17 protein-coding genes are annotated in these 18,635 nt (G+C 69.2%); 8 read left to right on the top strand and 9 right to left on the bottom strand.

Features of this window, described 5'->3' with window-relative positions; translation table 11 throughout:
- The first annotated feature begins 3 nt into the window (after positions 1-3).
- Both ABAZ39_RS33935 and ABAZ39_RS07680 read left to right on the top strand, forming a co-directional pair.
- A complete protein-coding gene (locus ABAZ39_RS33935; protein ID WP_051657866.1) occupies positions 4-1,893 on the top strand; it encodes a response regulator in 1,890 nt (629 codons plus the stop codon).
- Between the two features lie 233 nt (positions 1,894-2,126).
- Positions 2,127-3,812 (top strand): methyl-accepting chemotaxis protein, encoded by a 1,686-nt coding sequence (locus ABAZ39_RS07680; protein ID WP_038528207.1) that lies wholly within the window; start codon positions 2,127-2,129, stop codon positions 3,810-3,812.
- Positions 3,813-3,943: 131 nt separating this feature from the next.
- Here the strand turns inward: ABAZ39_RS07680 and ABAZ39_RS07675 are convergent, their stop codons facing one another.
- Together ABAZ39_RS07675 and ABAZ39_RS07670 are read right to left on the bottom strand one after the other, a co-directional pair.
- Positions 3,944-4,819 (bottom strand): alpha/beta hydrolase, encoded by an 876-nt coding sequence (locus tag ABAZ39_RS07675; RefSeq protein ID WP_038528204.1) that lies wholly within the window; start codon positions 4,817-4,819, stop codon positions 3,944-3,946.
- Positions 4,820-4,896: 77 nt separating this feature from the next.
- On the bottom strand, positions 4,897-5,541 hold the full coding sequence (locus tag ABAZ39_RS07670) for a dienelactone hydrolase family protein (protein WP_038528202.1): 645 nt from the start codon (positions 5,539-5,541) through the stop codon (positions 4,897-4,899).
- Between the two features lie 155 nt (positions 5,542-5,696).
- Here ABAZ39_RS07670 and ABAZ39_RS07665 point away from each other — a divergent pair, with 155 nt between their 5' ends.
- Positions 5,697-6,188, top strand: a complete 492-nt coding sequence (locus tag ABAZ39_RS07665; protein ID WP_081862918.1) for a cupin domain-containing protein — start codon at positions 5,697-5,699, stop codon at positions 6,186-6,188.
- Positions 6,189-6,235: 47 nt separating this feature from the next.
- Here the strand turns inward: ABAZ39_RS07665 and ABAZ39_RS07660 are convergent, their stop codons facing one another.
- Positions 6,236-7,687 carry an FAD/NAD(P)-binding protein gene (locus tag ABAZ39_RS07660; protein WP_038528198.1) on the bottom strand — a complete coding sequence of 484 codons (1,452 nt, stop codon included), beginning with the start codon at positions 7,685-7,687 and terminating at the stop codon, positions 6,236-6,238.
- Between the two features lie 230 nt (positions 7,688-7,917).
- Between ABAZ39_RS07660 and ABAZ39_RS07655 the strand changes: the two genes are divergently transcribed.
- The gene (locus ABAZ39_RS07655) at positions 7,918-8,205 is read left to right on the top strand and encodes a hypothetical protein (RefSeq protein WP_038528196.1); all 288 of its coding nucleotides are present in this window, start codon (positions 7,918-7,920) and stop codon (positions 8,203-8,205) included.
- A gap of 58 nt (positions 8,206-8,263) precedes the next feature.
- Positions 8,264-11,635, top strand: a complete 3,372-nt coding sequence (locus ABAZ39_RS33930; RefSeq protein ID WP_160174805.1) for a PAS domain-containing protein — start codon at positions 8,264-8,266, stop codon at positions 11,633-11,635.
- Positions 11,636-11,651: 16 nt separating this feature from the next.
- Here ABAZ39_RS33930 and ABAZ39_RS07645 read toward each other — a convergent pair whose 3' ends face one another.
- Both ABAZ39_RS07645 and ABAZ39_RS07640 read right to left on the bottom strand, forming a co-directional pair.
- Positions 11,652-12,179 carry an isopentenyl transferase family protein gene (locus ABAZ39_RS07645; protein WP_038528194.1) on the bottom strand — a complete coding sequence of 176 codons (528 nt, stop codon included), beginning with the start codon at positions 12,177-12,179 and terminating at the stop codon, positions 11,652-11,654.
- A gap of 96 nt (positions 12,180-12,275) precedes the next feature.
- Positions 12,276-12,560 carry a hypothetical protein gene (locus tag ABAZ39_RS07640; protein WP_038528191.1) on the bottom strand — a complete coding sequence of 95 codons (285 nt, stop codon included), beginning with the start codon at positions 12,558-12,560 and terminating at the stop codon, positions 12,276-12,278.
- A gap of 91 nt (positions 12,561-12,651) precedes the next feature.
- On the opposite strand from ABAZ39_RS07640, the gene cutA reads away from it, so the two are divergent.
- Both cutA and ABAZ39_RS07630 read left to right on the top strand, forming a co-directional pair.
- Positions 12,652-12,966 carry a divalent-cation tolerance protein CutA gene (gene cutA / locus ABAZ39_RS07635; protein ID WP_038528188.1) on the top strand — a complete coding sequence of 105 codons (315 nt, stop codon included), beginning with the start codon at positions 12,652-12,654 and terminating at the stop codon, positions 12,964-12,966.
- A gap of 121 nt (positions 12,967-13,087) precedes the next feature.
- Positions 13,088-14,302 carry an MFS transporter gene (locus ABAZ39_RS07630; RefSeq protein ID WP_081862916.1) on the top strand — a complete coding sequence of 405 codons (1,215 nt, stop codon included), beginning with the start codon at positions 13,088-13,090 and terminating at the stop codon, positions 14,300-14,302.
- A gap of 4 nt (positions 14,303-14,306) precedes the next feature.
- Here ABAZ39_RS07630 and ABAZ39_RS07625 read toward each other — a convergent pair whose 3' ends face one another.
- The 4 genes from ABAZ39_RS07625 to ABAZ39_RS07610 form a co-directional block, all read right to left on the bottom strand.
- The gene (locus ABAZ39_RS07625) at positions 14,307-14,963 is read right to left on the bottom strand and encodes an SPOR domain-containing protein (RefSeq protein WP_144243476.1); all 657 of its coding nucleotides are present in this window, start codon (positions 14,961-14,963) and stop codon (positions 14,307-14,309) included.
- Between the two features lie 158 nt (positions 14,964-15,121).
- Positions 15,122-16,411, bottom strand: a complete 1,290-nt coding sequence (locus ABAZ39_RS07620) for an O-acetylhomoserine aminocarboxypropyltransferase (RefSeq protein ID WP_038528179.1) — start codon at positions 16,409-16,411, stop codon at positions 15,122-15,124.
- 18 nt (positions 16,412-16,429) lie between these two features.
- Positions 16,430-16,948 (bottom strand): CoA-binding protein, encoded by a 519-nt coding sequence (locus ABAZ39_RS07615; protein ID WP_014240243.1) that lies wholly within the window; start codon positions 16,946-16,948, stop codon positions 16,430-16,432.
- Complete coding sequence (locus ABAZ39_RS07610) at positions 16,945-17,751, bottom strand: enoyl-CoA hydratase (protein WP_014240244.1); 807 nt, start codon at positions 17,749-17,751, stop codon at positions 16,945-16,947. Before ABAZ39_RS07610 ends, ABAZ39_RS07615 begins: the two co-directional genes overlap by 4 nt.
- Before the next feature lie 259 nt (positions 17,752-18,010).
- Here ABAZ39_RS07610 and ABAZ39_RS07605 point away from each other — a divergent pair, with 259 nt between their 5' ends.
- Positions 18,011-18,481 carry a PaaI family thioesterase gene (locus ABAZ39_RS07605; RefSeq protein WP_035673266.1) on the top strand — a complete coding sequence of 157 codons (471 nt, stop codon included), beginning with the start codon at positions 18,011-18,013 and terminating at the stop codon, positions 18,479-18,481.
- Positions 18,482-18,635 lie beyond the last annotated feature (154 nt).

Below are 18,635 nucleotides of genomic sequence, written 5' to 3'. Positions count from 1 at the left end.
GGCATGGCATCGGACCAGAGCATCGCGGACGGCCGGGATAGCGGTCGTGACCTTGACGCGGATGGCGGGAGCGACGCCGTCGTCTGCCGGACCCCGGAGGACTTCTACACCCCGCAGGGCCGCGACAGCATCGGCCGGCATTGCCAGCGCTATTTCGACGAGAACGCGCTGACCCCGACCGAGCTTTTGCATTCCCCCCGCCACCAGCAGAGCCTGTCCAACATCCCGACCTTCGTCGCCATCCTGCAGCAGGCGGAACGGGCGATGGACCGCAAGGGCGCGCTGACCGCCCTGGTCAACGAGGTCGCCCGGGTGACCCGCGAGCGGCTGAAGGACGCCCAGCCGCCGGACCTGACTCCGGCCAGCTACGCCGCGACGGCGGAGCGGCTGATCGCCGCCCGCGACGCCTTCACCGGGCGCTTCATGGTCGATGCGGCGCTGACCACGCACCTGTACCAGGGCCGCAGCTTCGCCGAAAAGGCGCGGCTCCTGCTGGAGCTGGCGGACGGCCTGGAGGACGCCGACGCGCTGGCGCCGCTCGACCGGCTGCTCGGCGAGATCCTGCGCAGCGACACCGGCACCGCCTCCTGTTCCCTGGACGCGCCCTTCGTGGACCGGGTGGACATGATCGTGACGCTGATCGCCGGGGACAAGCCGCTGTCCGACGAGGCGCCACCGGTCTTCAAGGGGCTTGAGACGCTGGTGCGCCGCACGGCCATGCCGGTGCTGAGCGACAGCCTGATCGTCGCGCTGCGCCGCGAGTTGTCGAAGCCTGACCGCTTCACCATCACCAGCGCCGGCGACCTGTTCGGGGTGGAGGCGGTGCAGCGGGAGATCATGGCGCTGAGCCAGGTGTCGCAGCGGCTGCGCACGGGGGAGGGCTATTTCGGCGGTGCCCGGACGGAGGCGGCGCTCCAGCGGCGCAGCGCTCTGCTCGTCAACGAGGACACGCTGCCCGAGATCACCAAGGGGCGGACGCTGATGCAGAAGCTCCGCATCCTGTTCGTCCTGCAGAGGATGCCGCTGTCGCCGAGCGCCGAGCGGGCGGTGAACGGATATCTGACCCAATTCTTCGACGGGCGGGATTTCGCCGGACGCCTGCTCGACTGCTGGAAGGAGAAGACCGAGAAGCTGAAGGGGCTGTCGGAGGTCCAGAAGCTCGTGCTCGACAGCGCCTTTGCGGAGGAAGCCCGCGACCATATGGCCGGGCAGATCGACGAGATCCAGAACGCCTTCATCCGCACCCAGCGTCTGCTGAGCCCCCTCCAGGGCAAGGACGAGCCGAACCCCGACACGGTGCTGGAGATGGTGCGGCTGGCCGGCGACGGCGCCTTCTGCCGCGGCAAGAGCCGGGCGGCGGTCGCCAAGGCGCTGTACCGGCAGGTGCACCGGCCGCGCTTCGTGCGCTCCTTCCTGCTGGGCGCCACGGGCGGCAAGGAGCGCTCGGCCCGCGCCTCCTGGATGCGCGGGGCGCTGGGGGTGATCGGCGTGCCCTTCATCGACCTCGGCGCCATCCGCGTTCTGGTCGTCGACGACGAGGACGGGCCGCGGCACTTCGTCGAATCGGTGCTGCGCGACCTCGGCATCGGCCACATAGACACGGCGTCGGACGGCCAGGAGGCGCTGCTCCGGCTGGCCGGGGACGGCGCGTACGACCTGATCGTCTGCGACTGGATGATGCCGAAGGCCAGCGGCCTGGACGTGCTGCGCCGGGTGCGCGAGGTGCGGCGCGATCTGCCCTTCCTGATGGTGACGGCGCTCGCCACGCTGAAGGCGGTGGAGCGGGCTCTGGCCCACAACGTCAGCGCCTACATCGCCAAGCCCTTCACCCCGGAGCAGCTCGAGGAAAAGGTCTTTCTCGTCCTGACGCAGAAATCAGCCCCCGGCGCGTGAGCGGAGCAACCAAAGCTGGTTGCCGCATTCTTTTAAGTCTCCTTTGAGTTATCTATTTTCGGGCCGAGGCACCAAAACAATCTCGATGGTTGCTCTGAAGTTGTTCGAATTTCTTTGAACAAAATTAAATAAAACCATTAACAAATGAGTCACGATTGCTTCGATAGCATTCTGGCATGGAAACGCTCATGCGTGCCACCGCCCATCGGCGCGGATTTGTCGGAAAGGTTGTCATGTTCGATAATGTGTCCATCCGCTCGAAGCTTTGGGGGTTGGTGGCTCTGGCAAGCATCGCGTCGGCGGCCATCGTCGGTGCCGGCCTCTGGCTGAATTACCAGCGCATGCACTCGGACCGCGTCCAGTCGCTCCGCTTCATGGTCGAGGCCGCCCACAGCATGGCCGCCGCCTACGAGGCGGAGGCCGCCGCCGGGCAGATCACGCGGGAGGAGGCGCAGTCCCGCTTCAAGCGGTCGCTTCTCGGCATGCGCTACGGCGGGCAGGAGTATCTGTTCGCGATCACGCTGGACGGCTTCGGCTTCGCCCATCCCAGCCCGAAGCTGATGGGGCAGGACGTGTCCGGCGTGAAGGACACCAGGGGCGCGCCGATCCTGATGGACATGGCGCGCATCGCCAAGGCCTCGGGGGAGGGTACCTACGGCTATTTCTGGAACGTCGCCCCGAACAGCGACGAGACGGCGGCGAAGCTGTCCTACATCAAAACCTTCCAGCCCTGGGGCATCTACATCGGGACGGGCGTCTTCATCGACGACATCCGCGGCGCCTTCCTGAACACGCTGTGGACCGTTCTGGCGGTGGCCGGCCTTCTGGCGGTGCCGGCGGTCTGCCTGATCGCGCTGGTCGGGGTGCGGCTCAGCGCCACCATCCGCAGCCTCAGCGTCCGCATGCACGCTCTGGCGGACGGCGACCTTTCCGTTGCCTTTCCCGAGGCGACCCGCCGCGACGAGATCGGCGCCATGGCCAGCGCCGCCCGCGTGTTCCTGAGCAACGCCGAGGAGAAGAAGCGTCTGGAGGCCGATCAGGCCGCCACGCTGCGCCGCTCGGAGGAGGACAAGCGCCGCACCCTCGCCGATCTCGCCGAACGGTTCGAGCGGAGCGTCGGCGAGGTGATGAAGTCGGTGTCGCACGAAACCGAGGCGATGGAGCGCGAGGCCCAGGAGATGACCCGCGCCGCCGGGCAGACCGACCGGCTGGCCGGTGCCGTGGCGTCGGCGACGGAGCAGACCTCGACCAACGTGCAGACGGTTGCGGTGGCGACGGAGCAGCTGTCGGGGTCGGTGGGGGAGATCAGCCGCCGGGTCGCCGACGCTTCGCGCATCGCGCGGGACGCCGCCACCGCGTCGGAGCGCGCCACCGGCAAGGTGACCGGGCTGGCCGAGGCGGTCGGGCGGATCGGCACCGTGGTCAGCCTGATCAACGACATCGCGGCGCAGACCAACCTTCTGGCGCTCAATGCGACCATCGAGGCGGCGCGCGCCGGCGAGGCCGGCAAGGGCTTCGCGGTGGTCGCGGGCGAGGTGAAGAGCCTCGCCAGCCAGACCGCCCGCGCCACCGAGGAGATCGCCGCCCAGGTCGCCGGCGTCCAGTCCGCGACCGGCGAGGCGGTGGCGGAGATCGGCGGGGTGGCGCGCGTGATCGAGCAGGTGAACGGCATCGCCACGATCATCGCGTCGGCGGTGGAGGAGCAGGGGGCGGCGACCCAGGCGATCAGCCGCAACGTCCAGCAGGCCGCCGATGTCACGCGCGACGTGGCGCGCGACATCTCCGGCGTCACCGATGCCGCCGGGCAGTGCGGGAAGATGGCCTACGCCGTGCTGGAGGCGTCCCGGCAACTGGCCCAGCAGTCGGAAACCCTGAACGGCGAGATCGGCGGCTTCCTGCGGACCCTGCGCACGCAGTGAACGGCGGCGCGCCGGGACCTTAAAGCGGATTGCAATCCGCTTTGGACCGCGACGGCGATCCCGGCCGCATGTGCGGTCGAAGCTCGCCGGCGAGTGAGGCGATGTGAATCTAAAGCGAACGGAAGTTTGCTTTAGTCGGCGGCGGCGCGCGTGCCCGTGTCCGGGAGCGCCGCCGGAACCGTCTTCTTTGGCGCCGCCTTTTCCAGCGCCGGTTTCGCCAGAACGGTCGTTTCCACCCAGTCCGCGACGTGGCGGGCGACCGATTCCCAGCCGGGTTCGAGCATCATGCTGTGCCCCATCTCCGGGAAGAACACCGGCTCCGTCCGGAAGGCGCGGGCGGTGGCCTCGACTTGGTCCTTGGGGATCAGCCGGTCCTCCTCCGCGCCCAGCACGGCCACGCGGACGCCGCGGGCCGGCAGGAGCGGGAAGGGAATCCAGCCGCCGATGTCCAGAAGCACGCGCTGCGACTCCTCCTGCATCAGCGGCTCGTAGCGCTTGGCCAGCTCCAGCGGCACCCGGTCGGAGAACATGGCGCGGCGCACCGCCTCCGCCTCAATGCCGTTGGAGAAGGTCATCAGCATGCCCATCTGCTGGAACACGTAGGGATCGCTCCAGGCCAGCCGCATCGTGGACTCCAGCAGGCCGTGCGGCGGGGCGGAGGCCATCAGCACCGCCCCCGGGAAGCGGCGGCGGATCAAGGCTCGCTGGACCACCATGCCGCCCATGGAGTGGCCGATCAGCACCGGCGGCGCCGAACAGGCGTCCACCGCGCTCAGAACATCATCCACATAGTCGGCGATGCCGAAGCTGTTCAGCCGCTCCCGCCCCTCGCTGGCGCCATGTCCGCGCAGGGACACGGCGTGCGCCTCCCACCCCTGCTCGGCGAACCAAGGCAGGAAATGCTCGTCCCAGATCCAGCCGCCGCAAAAGGCGCCATGGACGAACAGCAGGGGCACGGGCTTCACCGGCCCGGCAGGGCGGCGGCTGAGGATTTCGAGCTGGGGCATGGGCGGTCGGATCCGGATGCTGCGATGCGGTAGGGAAACCAGAGGTAGCCCGCATCGCTCCCGCTGTCGACCCACACTCAGCCGTTGGCAGCCTTGAGCAGATGGGTGGCGAACCAGGAGCGCGCGGAATCGGCCACCTGATCCAGCTTCCCCGTCTCTTCGAACAGGCGCCCGGCCCCCGGGACGACCTCCAGCGCCTTGGTGCAGTGCAGCCGGGCGAAGGCGTCGTTGTTGAGGTCCAGCGCCGGGGCGTCCTTGCCGCCGACCACCAGCAGGGTGGGGGCGGCGACGGCGTTCAGCCACTCCTCCGCCAGATCGGGGCGACCACCGCGGCAGACCACGGCGCCGACGCCATCGTGCTCCGCGGCGCGCCCGGCCGCGATCAGCGCCGACGCCGCCCCGGACCCGGCGCCGAAGAAGCCGATGGCCTTGCGCTCCACCGCGGTGGTCGCGCGCAGGTGGCGGACGGCCAGCAGCAGGCGCTCGGACTGGCGGTGGACGTCGAACTGGTTGGCCGGGTCGGACCTCTCCTTCTCGGTCAGCAGGTCCATCAGCAGCGTGGCGAATCCGGCCTCGCGCAATCGCGCGGCGACGCGGAGGTTGCGCGGGCTCATCCGTCCGCTGGAGGTGCCATGGGCGAAGATCACCGCCGCCGCAAAATCGGCGGGCGCGTCGAACTGGCCCGCAAGGCCGAGCGGTGGAATGTAGAGCGTCGTCTCCATGCGCCTTTCCCCCTTTCGTTGGGCCTTGCCCCGATGAGTTGGCCGGCCGGTGGCTCAACAGGCCGGATGGTCGGTCCGTGCCCGATGGCCTACAGTGACGATCCCGGACCGAATCCAGAGATCGGTATCGTTCCCCGGTGAAGGGAGACCCACCTTTGTCAGACAAGCCCCCCGCCTGTACCCCGCCCACCGTGCCAGTCCTCGACCCCGCCGCGGTCGGGGCGAAGCTCGGCGCCACCGACTATCCGGAGCCGTTCCGCGCGGCGGTTGCCGGACGCCTGCGCAAGCGGCTGGGAAACCCGCTGGGGATCACCAACTTCGGCGTGAACCTGACCCGGCTGGAGCCGGGCGCCGCCTCCGCCCTGCGGCACTGGCACACCCGCCAGGACGAGTTCATCTATGTGCTGGACGGCGAGCTGACCCTGGTCACCGACGCCGGCGAGACGGTCCTGCGTCCCGGCATGTGTGCCGGCTTTCCGGCCGGAAAGCCCGACGGCCACCAGCTCGTCAACCGTTCCGACGAACCGGCGACCTACCTGGAGGTCGGCGACCGCAGCGCGGGGGACGAGGCGCATTACCCGGACGAGGATCTGCGCTACGACAGCGTGACGGATCTCTTCACGCATCGCGACGGCACCCCCTGGTGAGGGGAGCGGGGGCGCGATCCGGTACTCCCATCCGGTCCCCCCATCCGTCAGGGCACCGCCCGCGCGCCCAGAAAGGCCGGCTCCGCCAGGGGGTAGGCGGACCGCCGCAGCCCGGCGATGTGCCGGGCGGCCTGGGCGCACTGGTTGCGCAGCTCGGGCACCGCGGTCATCTCCCAGAAGGGCGGCCGGCTGACCGGGCCGAGGGCGAACAGCCGGTCCGACGCCCGACCGTCCTCGCCGATCAGGGCGCCGTCCATGGTGACGTCCAGCCCCAGCCGCAGCGGGTCGGGCCGCGCCAGACCGCGCGTCAGCAGCGCCTTGACGAGCGGGTGGGCGATCCGGCTGAAGTCGCACTCGGTGCCGGTGGCGTTGACGATGGCCCCCACCTTGCGGGTCCAGACGGTTCCCTCCGCCCCACGGGCGCGGACGGTCGCCTCAACCCCGTTCGGGAGGAGAGTCAGCGTTTGCAGGCGGCCGGCGCGGATGGCCAGCCGCCCGTTGGCGCAGAGGGCGGCGATGCGGGCCGCCACCTCGGGCGCGATGCGGTGGCGATGGACCTCCCAATAGGGGCGGACATGGCGCAGGAAGCGCCGCCGCTCCTCGGTCGGCAGATGGCTCCAGATCAGGTGATGGTAGGGGCGCAGCGCGTCGAAGGCCGACCGCCAGTCGAACCCGGTCTCCCGCGCGCGGCGGACGTCGGCCTTCAGGGCGATCATGACGTCCAGAACGGTGCGCGGCATCACCTGCGGGTGGATGAAGCTTCTGAAGGGGCGCGTCTCCTCGTGCGTCTGGGGCAGCAGGCCACGGCGCGACAGGGCGACGATCGGGCCGCGGTGCCCCTGGTCCTCCAGCGACAGGACGGTGTCCACCATGGTCAGCCCGGTGCCAAGGATCAGCACGGGCGCGTCGGGGGCGATCGTGGACAGCGCCGGCCAGTCCCAGGGCGAGGCTATATAGCGGCTGGAGGCATAGACCTCCGGCGCCGGGACCGGAGGCGGCGAGGGGGCGAAGTTGCCGACGCAGAGAACCGCGGTGTCCACCGACAGGCTGGTGCCGTTGCCCAACCGCAGCCGGGTGCCCCGCGCGTCCGACGCGATGTCCACCGCCTCCGCCTGCGACACGGTGAGCGAGACGTGAGGTGGAGCGGCGGCTACGGCCTCCCGCAGGACGTCCTGGATGTAGGCGCCGTAGCGGCCGCGTGAGACGAAGGCGTGTCCGCTGGGCGGCACCGCCCCGGCCCCGTCATCCTGCGCCCACAGCCAGCGCAGGAAGTGCCGCGGGTCATCCGGATAGGCGCTCATGTTGTAGGCGCGCACGTTCAGCAGATGCGCGGCGTTGGGCGTGGAGTAGGCGAGCCCGGCACCGACGCTGGGTGTGCGTTCGATCAGGTGCAGGCTCGTCGGCTCATCGGCGCAGCGCATCAGGTGCGCGGCGAGGACGCTGCCGGTGAAGCCGGCCCCGATGATGGCGATGCGGCGTTTCGAAGGGCGTGCTGACAACGTCGTCGCTCCTCTGCTCTGGCCGTGCGAAGGGGGGCGGTGATCCGGTGCCAGGGGATTATCCCGCGCCGGATGGCCCAGCCGGCCACTCTTCGGTGCAGGATTGGACAGGTCAACCGCTATTCCGGCGTAGGGTAAACCCCTGGCACTGCCGCTGGATTTATGGTTAACAAGAAATTAACTATAAGAGGGGATGGTTTCGTACCTTCGAACCATGTACGGCAGGACCGATGCGCGACCACCCCCTCCGACCCGCCCACACCATTCCGTCCAACGCCAATCCAGCGCCGTCGGACCGCCGTGAACCCGACGTGCAACTGGCCGCCATGGTGCCGCAGAGCGTCAAGCGCGCCGTCCGCCGCCGCGCCGAGGAGGAGGGAACGACCGTCCGCAGCGTCCTTCTGCGCGCCCTGAAGCACGCCGGGATCGCCGAGGTGGATGAAACGGAGATCGCCGACCGTCGCATCGCCGCCGGTGCCGAACGCTCCGGCGCCTGGAAGGCAACGCGTATCCGTTGACGGGACGGTCGAGCATCGCGCACGGTCACGCGGAACCATTTTCCGAAAGCCGCCCGGCATGAGCTTGCTTCACCGCCTGTTGCTTCTCGTCCTCGTGGCGATGATTCCGGCGGCCGTCATCGAGGTCAGGAACGAGCTGGCCCTCCGCGCCGCGCGGGAGGCGGAGGTGGGGCGGGACGCCCTGCACCTCGCCTCTCTGTTCGAGGCGGAGCAGCACCGCATGATCGACGGGCTGCGGCAGGTGCTGAGCACGCTGGTGAAGGCCGACCCGGCGCGCGCGCCCGGTTCTCCGGCCTGTCAGGCGCTGATGGACGATCTGCGCGCGTCGTATCCCGGCCATCTCGGCATCGTGATCGCCGGGCTGGACGGGGTGGTGCGCTGCTCGACCGATCGCGCAGCGCTGGGGATTTCCATCGCCGACCGCGATTATTTCCGCGACGCGCTGGACAGCGGCCGGATGACGCTGGGCGAGCATGTCTTCCGGCGGACCGACGGGCGCTCCGCCATGCCCGTCGCCTTGGCCTTCCAGGACGCGGAGGGCCGGGCGGCCGGTGTCGTGACGGCGATGACCGACATTTCCTGGATCGCCGATTTCCTGTCCAAGCGGCCGCTGTCCGACAACGCGCGGATCACGCTGGTGGACCGCCGCGACCGGGTGGTCGCCCAGGTGCCCCCGGTGCCGCCTCTGCCGAACCAGACGGGGTCCAGCCAGACGGGGCCCAGCCAGACGGATGGCGGCGTGCTGTCCCCGTCGGTCATCGCGCTGCTCTCCCGTGACGCACCCGGCGTCGCCGAAGTGACCGGGCCGGACGGGCGGCCGCGCATCGTCGCCTATCAGCCGACCGGCCGGAGCCTGGACGGCATCGGCGTCGTGGTCTGCCTGGACAAGGGCGAGGCGCTGGGACCCATCCGCGGCGCGATGGTTCAGGCGATGACGGGCATCGCCATAGTGCTGCTGCTGACGCTGCTCGCCGTCTGGTGGGGTGCCAGCCGGTTCCTGCGGCGGCCGGTGGCGGCGCTGGTCGCGACGGCGGAGCGCTGGAAGGGCGGCGACCTGACGGCGCGCAGCGGCGTGGCCGACCAGTCGTCCGAACTCGGCACGCTGGCCCGCGCCTTCGACGGCATGGCCGAGGAACTGGCCCGCCAGCAGCAGGTTCGGGAGCAGGCCAACGCGCTGGCCCACAAGACGGCCGCCGTTCTGGGCAGCATCACCGACGGCGTGTTCGAGGTGGATCGCCACTGGCGCATCACCTTCATGAACGAGCGCGCCCGGACGCTGATCGCCGGGGGGCGCGACCTGATCGGCCAGGATCTCTGGGACGTCTTCCCGGAGGTCGCCGCCAGCGCGTTCGGGGAGAATTACCGCCGCGCCATGCAGGATCAGACGCCGGTGGAGTTCGAGGAGTATTGCACGGCCTTCGAATCCTGGTTCGCCGTGCGGGCATTTCCGTCGCCGGACGGGCTGGCCGTCTTCTTCCAGGACACCACCGCCCGCAAGTGGGGGGAGGCGGCGCTGGTTTCGGCCAACCGGGAAAAGAATGCGTTGCTGGCGCAGTTGAACAGCCTGCTGCAGAACGCGCCGGTCGGTTTCGCCTTCTTCGACCGCGAGCGCCGCTACATCCGCATCAACGAGCAGTTGGCGGATTGCAACGGCATCCTGGCCGAGGCCCACATGGGGCGCACGCTGGCAGACCTGATGCCCGTCGTGGGCGCCAGCGTCGAGCCGCTGATCGACCGGGTGTTCGACAGCGGCGAACCGATCCCCTACCGGGAGATCGTGGGTGAGACGCCCAAGGAACCCGGCGTGACGCGCCACTGGCTGACCGCTCTGTTCCCCGTGCATGAAGGGATGGAGGTCGCGGCGGTCGGCGCCGTCGTGATGGAGGTCACCGACCTGCGCCGGGCCGAGACGGCGCGTCGCCAGAGCGACGAACGGTTCCGGTCGGTCTTCGAACTGGCCGCGGTGGGCATCGAGCGGGTCGGCTTGGATGGACGCATCCTCGACGTCAACGCCAAGATCTGCGACATCATTGGCTATCCGCGCGAGGAGTTGCTGAGGCGGACCTACCGCGACATCACCGACCCGGCGGATCTGGCGGCGGAAGAAGAACTGATCGAGCGGCTGCTGTCCGGGGAACTGTCCAGCTACGCGCTGGAAAAGCGCTACCGCCGCAAGGACGGCGGAGCGGTGTGGGTGCGGGTGACCTCCTCGCTCGCCCGGATCACCGGTACGGAGCCGGCCTACCGCATCACCGTCGCCGAGGACATCACCGAGCGCAAGGCGATGGAGGCCGAACTGCGCTCCGCCCGCGACGAGGCGGAGCGCGCCAACCTCGCCAAGTCGAAGTTCCTGGCGGCGGCCAGCCACGATCTGCGCCAGCCGCTCCAGTCGCTGTTCTTCTTCGCCGCCGCCCTGTCGGCCCATGTCGGGTCCCCCGCCGGCACCAAGATCCTGACCCATCTGGAGCAGGGGCTGGACGCGTTGAAGGGGCTGCTGGACAGCCTGCTCGACGTGTCGCGCCTCGACGCCGGGGTGGTGACGCCGGTGTTCGAGGATTTCGACATCGGGGAGGTGCTGGACCCCATCCGCGCCGCCTACGCGCCGGTCGCCGCGGGCAAGGGCATCGGCTGGCAAGTCGAGGTCGCCGCCGGGCGGGTGCGCAGCGACCGCACGCTGCTGGGCCGGATGCTGCGCAATCTGGTCGAAAACGCCATCCGCTACACCGACAGCGGGCTGGTGCGGGTGCAGTGCCGGCCGGACGGGCGGTTCCTGTCGATCGTCGTCCAGGACACCGGCATGGGCATTCCCGACGACCATCTGGAGCGGATCTTCGAGGAGTTCCATCAGGTCGGCAACCCGGAGCGGGACCGCAACCAGGGCCTCGGCCTCGGCCTCGCCATCGTGCGGCGCCTGTCGCGGCTGCTCGACCATCCGGTGGAGGTGCGTTCCGCGGTGGGCAGGGGCTCGGCCTTCCGGGTTCTGGTGCCGATGGGCGAAACGGTGGTCGCCGCCGCCGTGGGGGCGGGGGGTGCGGCACCGGGAATGGGGCAGGGCCGCCTCGCCGTTCTGGTGGACGACGACGCCATCGTGCTGATGGGGCTTCAGCTGATCCTGACGGAATGGGGCTATGCGGTGCTGGCGGCGGGCAGCGCCGATCAGGCCATGGAGCGTCTGTCGGCACAGACCCGCGTTCCCGACATCGTGATCGCCGATTACCGGCTGCGCGAGGGGCGGATCGGGACCGAGGTGATCCTGCGCGTGCGCGAGCGCTACGGCAGCGGGATTCCGGGGGTGATCCTGACCGGCGAGACGGGGCCGGACTGCCTGCTGGACGCCACCGCCCACGGGCTGACGGTGATCCACAAGCCGGTCACCCCCCGTGAACTGGCGGCGGCGGTGGACCAGCAACTGAAGGCCGTGTCGGCGTGAGGCGTGCGCCGCGGCCTTATCGCGTGAGGCCCCAGCGCCGGTACCACGCGTTCAGGTCCCGCGCGGAGTCGATCCGGATCTTCGGCAGGTCGGCCTGATCGAAGGTCCGCAGGTTCCGCGCCCGGTTTCTCGGGGTGGTGACGGCGATGTGGCGGATCATCTCCCACTTGATGCTGTCCCGGCGGCCCTCCAGTGCGCCGCGCCGTTCCCGCTCGAACAGGGTTCGGCGGACGTAGCGCAGCAGGCTGAGCGGCATGGGCACGTCCAGGTAGATCAGGCCCGTCGCCCGCTGGAAACGCTGCGGAATGCAGCGTGAGTAGTTTCCCTCCATGATCCAGCGGTCGCCGGCGATGGCCGCGTCGTGCAGGGCGATGAATTCTTCGGTCGGCCGCGGCTGCCAATCCGTGCCGGGGGCGTGGTACAGCCGGTCGAGGTGGACGACGGGAAAGCCGCGTTGCCGCGCGATCGCTTCGGCAAGCGTGGATTTTCCGCTGTTGGACGGCCCGAGGATGCAAATGCGGTGGCCGAGGTCGGAGAGCTGCATGGATTGATACCGTTGCAAAACAAAGCTTGGTCGGGCCGCGAGCGTTCGCGGACCGCAACATGGTGTTCAGAGGGAGAATCGTCACCCGTCCGGCGTTCATTCCGCCTGGACGAGTTCCTTCGCGGCCGGGCTGGGGGCGAGGGCGGCGCGGCCGGCGTCGGTCAGGCGGCAGACCAGCCAGTCGGGCTTCAGCGGGTTGTCGAACCAGCGCGCGGCCCAGCCGGACTTCAGGCAGCTTTCGATGGTCTGGCGCTTGACACGCTGGCCGTCGCCGTCGAACAGGGGCAGCTTGCCGCCGGGCTGCTCCAGGCCGTTGCGCAGCCACGCCGCCTGCGCCTCGGTGGGGCGGCGTCGGGACGTGGTGCGTCGGGGTGCGGCCATGGTTCGTCGCCTCGGAAGATGTTGCGGCCTGGCTGTTGCGCCCTGCGGCCTGTGGCAAGATTCGGGCACTCTACATCGAAAGGGTTCGGTCATGGAATTCGTCTTCGCCTACATCACCGCCGGATCGCGGGACGAGGCCCGGCGCATCGGCCGCGCGCTGGTCGAGGAGCGGCTGGCCGCCTGCGCCAACATCTTCGACGGCATGACCTCCATCTACCGCTGGCAGGACGCCATCGAGGAAGCCACGGAAACGGTGCTGATCGCCAAGACGCGGGCGGATCTGTTCGACCGGCTGGCCGCGCGGGTGCGGGAGCTGCACAGCTACGACGTGCCCTGCGTGGTCGAGCTGAGGGTGGGGCGTGGCAACCCGGCCTATCTGGACTGGCTGCGCGACGAGACCGCCTGAGCCCCGATGCCAGCCGCCGCATGTCGGCCATGACGGCGGCGCATTGGACCGCCTCCGACCCGCGTGCCAGTTTCGCAAGGGTTGCTTTCAAGCGCAAATCATCCGGATGCGGAGAATTTCCATGACCGACACATCGGCGCGGCTGTCGATCGGCTTTTCCTGGATCGGCCATGCGCTGATGCACATCGTGTCGGCCCTGTTTCTGACTGTCGTCCTGGCGCTGGAGCGGGAATGGAAGCTGCCCTACGACGAGTTGATCCGGCTGTGGACGCTCGGCGCGCTGATGATCGGCGTCGGCGCGCCGCTGGCCGGCTGGCTGGGCGACCGCTGGAGCGAATGCCGGATGATGGCGGTCTTCTTCCTGCTGACCGGGGCGGGGACCATCGCCTGCGGCCTGACCGACGGTCCGGAGGCGCTGCTGTGGGCGTTGGCGGTGCTCGGGCTCGGCTCCTCCATCTACCACCCGGTGGGCATGGCCTGGATGGTCAAGAACGCCACCAACCGCGGCAAGGCGCTGGGCTATCAGGGCATCTTCGGCACCATCGGCATCGCCTCGGCGGCGGTGGTGGCCGGCGGTCTGACCGAATGGCTGGGATGGCGCTCCGCCTTCCTGATTCCGGGTGCGGTCTGCCTGGGGCTGGGCGTCGTTCTGGCCCTGCTGATCGCCACGGGCAAGGTCGAGGACCGCCAGGGCGACGTGAAGCCGATCCCCAAGGCCTCGCGCGGCGACGTGATCCGCGCCTTCTTCGTGCTGTCGGTGACGATGGTCTGCGCCGGGCTGATGTTCAACGCCATGCAGGTGGTGCTGCCGAAGCTGTTCGAGGCGCGGCTGAGCGACCTGCTGGGCGGCAGCACGCTGGGCGTCGGCGGCGTGGTGACGGCGGTCTATCTGTTCGCCGCCCTGCCGCAGCTCATCGGCGGGCATCTGGCGGACAAGTACCCGCTGAAGCGCATCTACACCCTGTGCCTGCTGGTCCAGGTGCCGATGATGGCGGCGGTGGCGGTCCTGGCCGATCTGCCGCTGGTCGGTGCGGCGGCTCTGGTCGTCGTCGCCTCCCAGGTGCAGATCCCGGCGGAGAATCTTCTGCTCGCCCGCTACACCCCGGAAAAGCACCGCGGGCTGGCCTATGGCGCCAAGTTCATCCTGTCCTTCGGCGCCGGCCCCCTGGCCGTGCAGCTGGTCGCCCTGGTCTATGAGCGGACGGGCGAGTTCGTGATGCTTTACGCCACGCTGTCGGTGCTGGCTCTGGTCGCCTTCGCGGCGGCGCTGTTGCTGCCGCGCGATCGCGACGTTCCGGCCAAGCCCGCCGCGGCGCCGATGGCGGCGGCGGAGTGACGGCTTACATTTTGTCCGGCAGGCTGGGGTAGGGCGCGTCGCCGGGCAGATCGGCGACCACCGTCCGCCCCTTCCAGGTCAGGAGCCACGCGTCGCCGACCCCGGCGGCGCGGATCTCGGCCAAGCGGCGCAGGGCGGTCGGGCGATCCTCCGGCGGCAGGACGAGCCGGTGGATGCGCCGGCCCTGCACGTCGGCCGCCAAGATGTCGGCCTCCGGATGGCCCAGCCGCGCGCGCTGGGCTTCGGCCTGTCCACGCTTCGAAAAGCTGCCCGCCACCACGAGGAAGCGCCGTTCGGCGGCACGCGGCATCGGCGGCAGCGCGGCGATCTCCACCTCCGCCGTCACGGGGAGCGGCGGGGGCGGGGCGGGGGCGGGTGATGGTTCGGTTTCCGGAAGGGGGATCGGTACGCTCTCGGCGCTGCGGACCACCGGCACAATCACCGGCCTGCAGACATAGCCTTGGCTCAGGACACGGAAGGTCGCGCAATCCTGCTGCAGCATCGCCGACAGCATGTGGTCGGTGCTGCTCTTGTTGGTTCCGACATACAGCATCCCGTCCACCGCGAAGGACGCGGCGGTCATCGCCACCGGCGCTCCCGCGCAGCCGCCCAGCCCCAGCACCGCGACCGCCGCCACCCCCCGCCTGAGCCGTCCGCTCATGCTCCGCTTCCCCACCCTGTTCGCGTCAGGGTCGGTGCTATGACCTGCGGCGGTCAATGGAACGGCCAGCGCTCAGCCCTTCGCGTCATGTCTACCTCTTGCGGGGTACCCCTCCGCCCGCCGGGCCGGACGCCGCAGCGGGCGGAGGGGAGCCGGCATCAGGCAGCCGACAGCGCGCGGTCGAGGTCGGCGATGATGTCCTCCACGCTCTCCAGGCCGATCGACAGGCGCAGCACGTCCGGGCCGGCGCCCGCCTGGGCCTGACCTTCGGGCGACAGCTGACGGTGCGTGGTCGAGGAGGGGTGGATGATCAGCGACCGGCTGTCACCGATGTTGGCGAGATGGCTGAGGAGCTGGACGTTCTCCACCACCTTCACCCCGGTGTCGAAGCCGCCCTTGACGCCGAAGGTCAGCACGGCGCCGGCACCCTTCGGCAGGTACTTCTTGGCGAGCGCGTTGTACTTGGACGATTCCAGTCCGGCGTAGCTGACCCAGCCCACCGCCGGGTGGCTTTCCAGGAACTGCGCGACTTTCAGGGCGCTGTCGCTGTGGCGCTGCATGCGCAGCGGCAGCGTCTCGATGCCGTTCAGCGTCAGGAAGGCGTTCAGCGGCGCCTGGCTCGGCCCGAGGTCGCGCAGGCCGACGGCGTGGCCGTGGATGGTGAAGGCCAGATGACCGAAGGTCTCCTGGAACTTCAGCCCGTGATAGCCGGCGTCCGGCTCCGACAGGGCGGGGAACTTGCCGGACTTTCCCCAGTCGAAGGTGCCGCTGTCGATGACCACGCCGCCGACCGAGGTGCCGTTGCCGGACAGGAACTTCGTGGTCGAATGCACGACCAGCGTGGCGCCCCACTGGATCGGGTTGATCAGGTACGGGGTCGCCAGCGTGTTGTCGACGATCAGCGGAATGCCGGCCTCGTCGGCGATCTTCGCGATGGCCTCCAGGTCGGTGACCACGCCGCCGGGGTTGGCGAGGCTTTCCACGAAGATGGCCTTGGTCTTCGCGGTGATGGCGGCGCGGACGTTCTCCGGCTGGTCGGTGTCCACGAAGACGGACTTCCAGCCGAAGGCGCGCGGGAAGCTGGTGCCGAGCTGGTTGAGCGTGCCGCCGTAGAGCTTGCGCGAGGCGACGATCTCGTCGCCCGGCTCCATCAGCGGGAACAGGGCGAGCAGCTGCGCGGCGTGGCCGGAGGAGGTGGCCGTGGCCCCGGCGCCGCCTTCCAGGTTGGCGAGCCGCTCCTCCAGCACCGACACGGTCGGGTTGGTCAGGCGGGAGTAGATGAAGCCGACCTTCTGGAGGTTGAACAGCGAGGCCGCGTCGTCCACATCGTCGAAGACGAAGCTGGTCGTCTGGTAGATCGGCGTCTGGCGCGCCCCGGTGGCGGGGTCGGGGGCGGCGCCGGCGTGGATGGCGCGGGTTTCGAAACCGAAGGACTTCTGCTCGCTCATGATGGCTTCCTCTGCTTTTTACATCAGTTTTTTGAAGGATTTGGCCGGTGCGGCCTTCTTGGACGTCAGGATGTTGGAGTTGACGCCGATGCGCCCGATCTCGTGGAACAGGCGCTGAAGCTCGATCTTGGGACAGCGGTTCATGATGACGGTCAGCCCCGCCGCCTCGGCCCGCGCCGCCGCCTCGTCGTTGCGCACGCCGAGCTGCATCCACACCACCTTGGCGCCGATGGCGATGGCCTCGTCGGTCACCCCTCCGGCGGCTGTGGCGTTGCGGAAGACATCCACCATGTCCGGCGGCTCCGGCAACTCCGACAGGCTGGCGTGGACCCGCTCGCCGAGGATGGTCTGGCCGGCGAGCTTCGGGTTGATGGGGATGACCCGGTAGCCCTTGTCGCGCAGGTACTTCAGCACGATGAAGCTGGCCTTCACCGGGTCGTTCGACGCGCCGACCAGGGCGATGGTCTTCACCCGATCCAGAACGCCGCGGATGAACTCGTCGCTGTAGCCGTCGTGCGAGGGGGCGGGGCCGCTCATTGGCCGCACCACACCGGAGGGCGCTTCTGCAGGAAGGCGTCGATGCCTTCCTCGGCGTCGCGGGCCAGCATGTTCTCGGTCATCACGCGGGCGGCGTAGGCGTAGGCCTCCTCCACGTCCAGCTCGATCTGGCGGTAGAAGGCCTCCTTGCCGATGGCGAGAGTCAGCGGCGACTTCGCGGCGATCTTGCCGGCGGCCTCCGTCACCACGGCGTCGAGCCGGTCGGCCGGCACAGCGCGGTTGACAAGGCCGATGCGCACCGCTTCCTCGGCGCCGATCAGGTCGCCGAGCAGAAGCATTTCCATGGCCGCCTTGCGCCCCACGGCGCGGCTCAGCGCCACCATGGGGGTGGAGCAGAACAGGCCGATGTTCACGCCCGGCGTGGCGAATCGCGCCGTGTCGGCGCAATAGGCGAGGTCGCAGGTGGCGACGAGCTGGCACCCCGCCGCCGTGGCGATGCCGTGGACCTTGGCGATCACCGGCTGGCGGATGCGGCTGACCGTCAGCATCAGTTTTGAGCACTGGACGAACAGCGATTCATAGGCCGCGCGGTCCGGATTGGCGCGCATCTCCTTGAGGTCGTGCCCGGCGCAGAAGGCCGGCCCGGCCCCGGCCAGCACCACGGCGCGGACCGTGGAGTCCTGGTGGATGGTGTCCAGCTCCGCCTGCAGCGCGCCCATCAGCCCGACGGACAGGGCGTTGCGCGCCTGCGGGCGGTTCAGCGTCAGGGTGGCGACTCCGTCGCGGTCCTCGCGGAGAACCAGCGGCGCGTCGTCGCCGATGAGGGGCGGGGTGTCGTTCATCGCTGTCCAATCCTCCCGGATGTTTTGATCGTTGGCGGGAACAGTACCCCGACCGCCCCCGCCACGGAACCGGGCGTGTGGTCCGTTCATCTAACGGTGCCAAGGCGGACAACTCAACCTATTTGTTGATAACGTTTGTAGATTTAATGCCGTTTGGCCTCGGATGGTTGTGTAAAATAGACGGCACCGCGATGCGCTTGGCGGGCCGGGGAATGTCCGCCATGATCGGGCCTCCATAAGAAAATCCATGGGTGAGGGAATGAGCGCGCCGGTCGTGTCCGCCGAGGAACTGGAAGCCCTGATTCGCGAGGGCGTGCCGCTGGTCGGCAATTATGGAATCACCATCGAGCAACTTGGCGCCGGGACCGTGCGCATGAAGCTGCCCTACAACGACAGCTTCGTCCGTCCCGGCGGCACGGTGACCGGGCCGGCGATGTTCGGCTTGGCCGACGTGGCGCTCTACGCCGCCGTGCTCAGCCTGATCGGGCGGGTGGAACTGGCCGTGACCACCAGCATGACCATCAACTTCCTGCGCCGTCCGGCGCCGGTTGCCATCACCGCCGATTGCCGGATCCTGAAGATGGGAAAGCGGCTGGCCTATGGCGAAGTCCTGTTGTTCTCCGAGGGCGATCCGGAGCCCGTCGCCCACGCCACCGGCACCTACTCGATTCCGCCGCACGACCCGGTGACGCTCGCGGTATCAGGATACCACGATCCGGAAATGTCCTGAAAAATTCAATGGTATCAATGACTTTGCTTTCGCGGTAAAATAATACCGCGCGTCTAGAGCGTTGATATAAAACGGACATTTTTCCGTTGACAGAGTGCCTCTGCGCTGCGTACAAAACCGGCCGCTTCGGCGCCCCGGGGATTGAACGTCCAGT

Source organism: Azospirillum argentinense, assembly GCF_000632475.1.
Taxonomy (GTDB): domain Bacteria; phylum Pseudomonadota; class Alphaproteobacteria; order Azospirillales; family Azospirillaceae; genus Azospirillum; species Azospirillum baldaniorum.
Note: the sequence above shows the minus strand (reverse complement) of the source record. Positions and strands in the feature narration are given on the sequence as shown.

What these genes read in the sequence shown, in the direction of transcription:
- ABAZ39_RS33935 (WP_051657866.1), top strand. Translation starts at nt 4, where the DNA reads ATGGCATCGGACCAGAGCATCGCGGACGGCCGGGATAGCGGTCGTGAC.
- ABAZ39_RS07680 (WP_038528207.1), top strand. Translation starts at nt 2,127, where the DNA reads ATGTTCGATAATGTGTCCATCCGCTCGAAGCTTTGGGGGTTGGTGGCT.
- ABAZ39_RS07675 (WP_038528204.1), bottom strand. Translation starts at nt 4,819, where the DNA reads ATGCCCCAGCTCGAAATCCTCAGCCGCCGCCCTGCCGGGCCGGTGAAG.
- ABAZ39_RS07670 (WP_038528202.1), bottom strand. Translation starts at nt 5,541, where the DNA reads ATGGAGACGACGCTCTACATTCCACCGCTCGGCCTTGCGGGCCAGTTC.
- ABAZ39_RS07655 (WP_038528196.1), top strand. Translation starts at nt 7,918, where the DNA reads ATGCGCGACCACCCCCTCCGACCCGCCCACACCATTCCGTCCAACGCC.
- ABAZ39_RS33930 (WP_160174805.1), top strand. Translation starts at nt 8,264, where the DNA reads ATGAGCTTGCTTCACCGCCTGTTGCTTCTCGTCCTCGTGGCGATGATT.
- ABAZ39_RS07645 (WP_038528194.1), bottom strand. Translation starts at nt 12,179, where the DNA reads ATGCAGCTCTCCGACCTCGGCCACCGCATTTGCATCCTCGGGCCGTCC.
- ABAZ39_RS07640 (WP_038528191.1), bottom strand. Translation starts at nt 12,560, where the DNA reads ATGGCCGCACCCCGACGCACCACGTCCCGACGCCGCCCCACCGAGGCG.
- cutA (WP_038528188.1), top strand. Translation starts at nt 12,652, where the DNA reads ATGGAATTCGTCTTCGCCTACATCACCGCCGGATCGCGGGACGAGGCC.
- ABAZ39_RS07630 (WP_081862916.1), top strand. Translation starts at nt 13,088, where the DNA reads ATGACCGACACATCGGCGCGGCTGTCGATCGGCTTTTCCTGGATCGGC.
- ABAZ39_RS07625 (WP_144243476.1), bottom strand. Translation starts at nt 14,963, where the DNA reads ATGAGCGGACGGCTCAGGCGGGGGGTGGCGGCGGTCGCGGTGCTGGGG.
- ABAZ39_RS07620 (WP_038528179.1), bottom strand. Translation starts at nt 16,411, where the DNA reads ATGAGCGAGCAGAAGTCCTTCGGTTTCGAAACCCGCGCCATCCACGCC.
- ABAZ39_RS07615 (WP_014240243.1), bottom strand. Translation starts at nt 16,948, where the DNA reads ATGAGCGGCCCCGCCCCCTCGCACGACGGCTACAGCGACGAGTTCATC.
- ABAZ39_RS07610 (WP_014240244.1), bottom strand. Translation starts at nt 17,751, where the DNA reads ATGAACGACACCCCGCCCCTCATCGGCGACGACGCGCCGCTGGTTCTC.
- ABAZ39_RS07605 (WP_035673266.1), top strand. Translation starts at nt 18,011, where the DNA reads ATGAGCGCGCCGGTCGTGTCCGCCGAGGAACTGGAAGCCCTGATTCGC.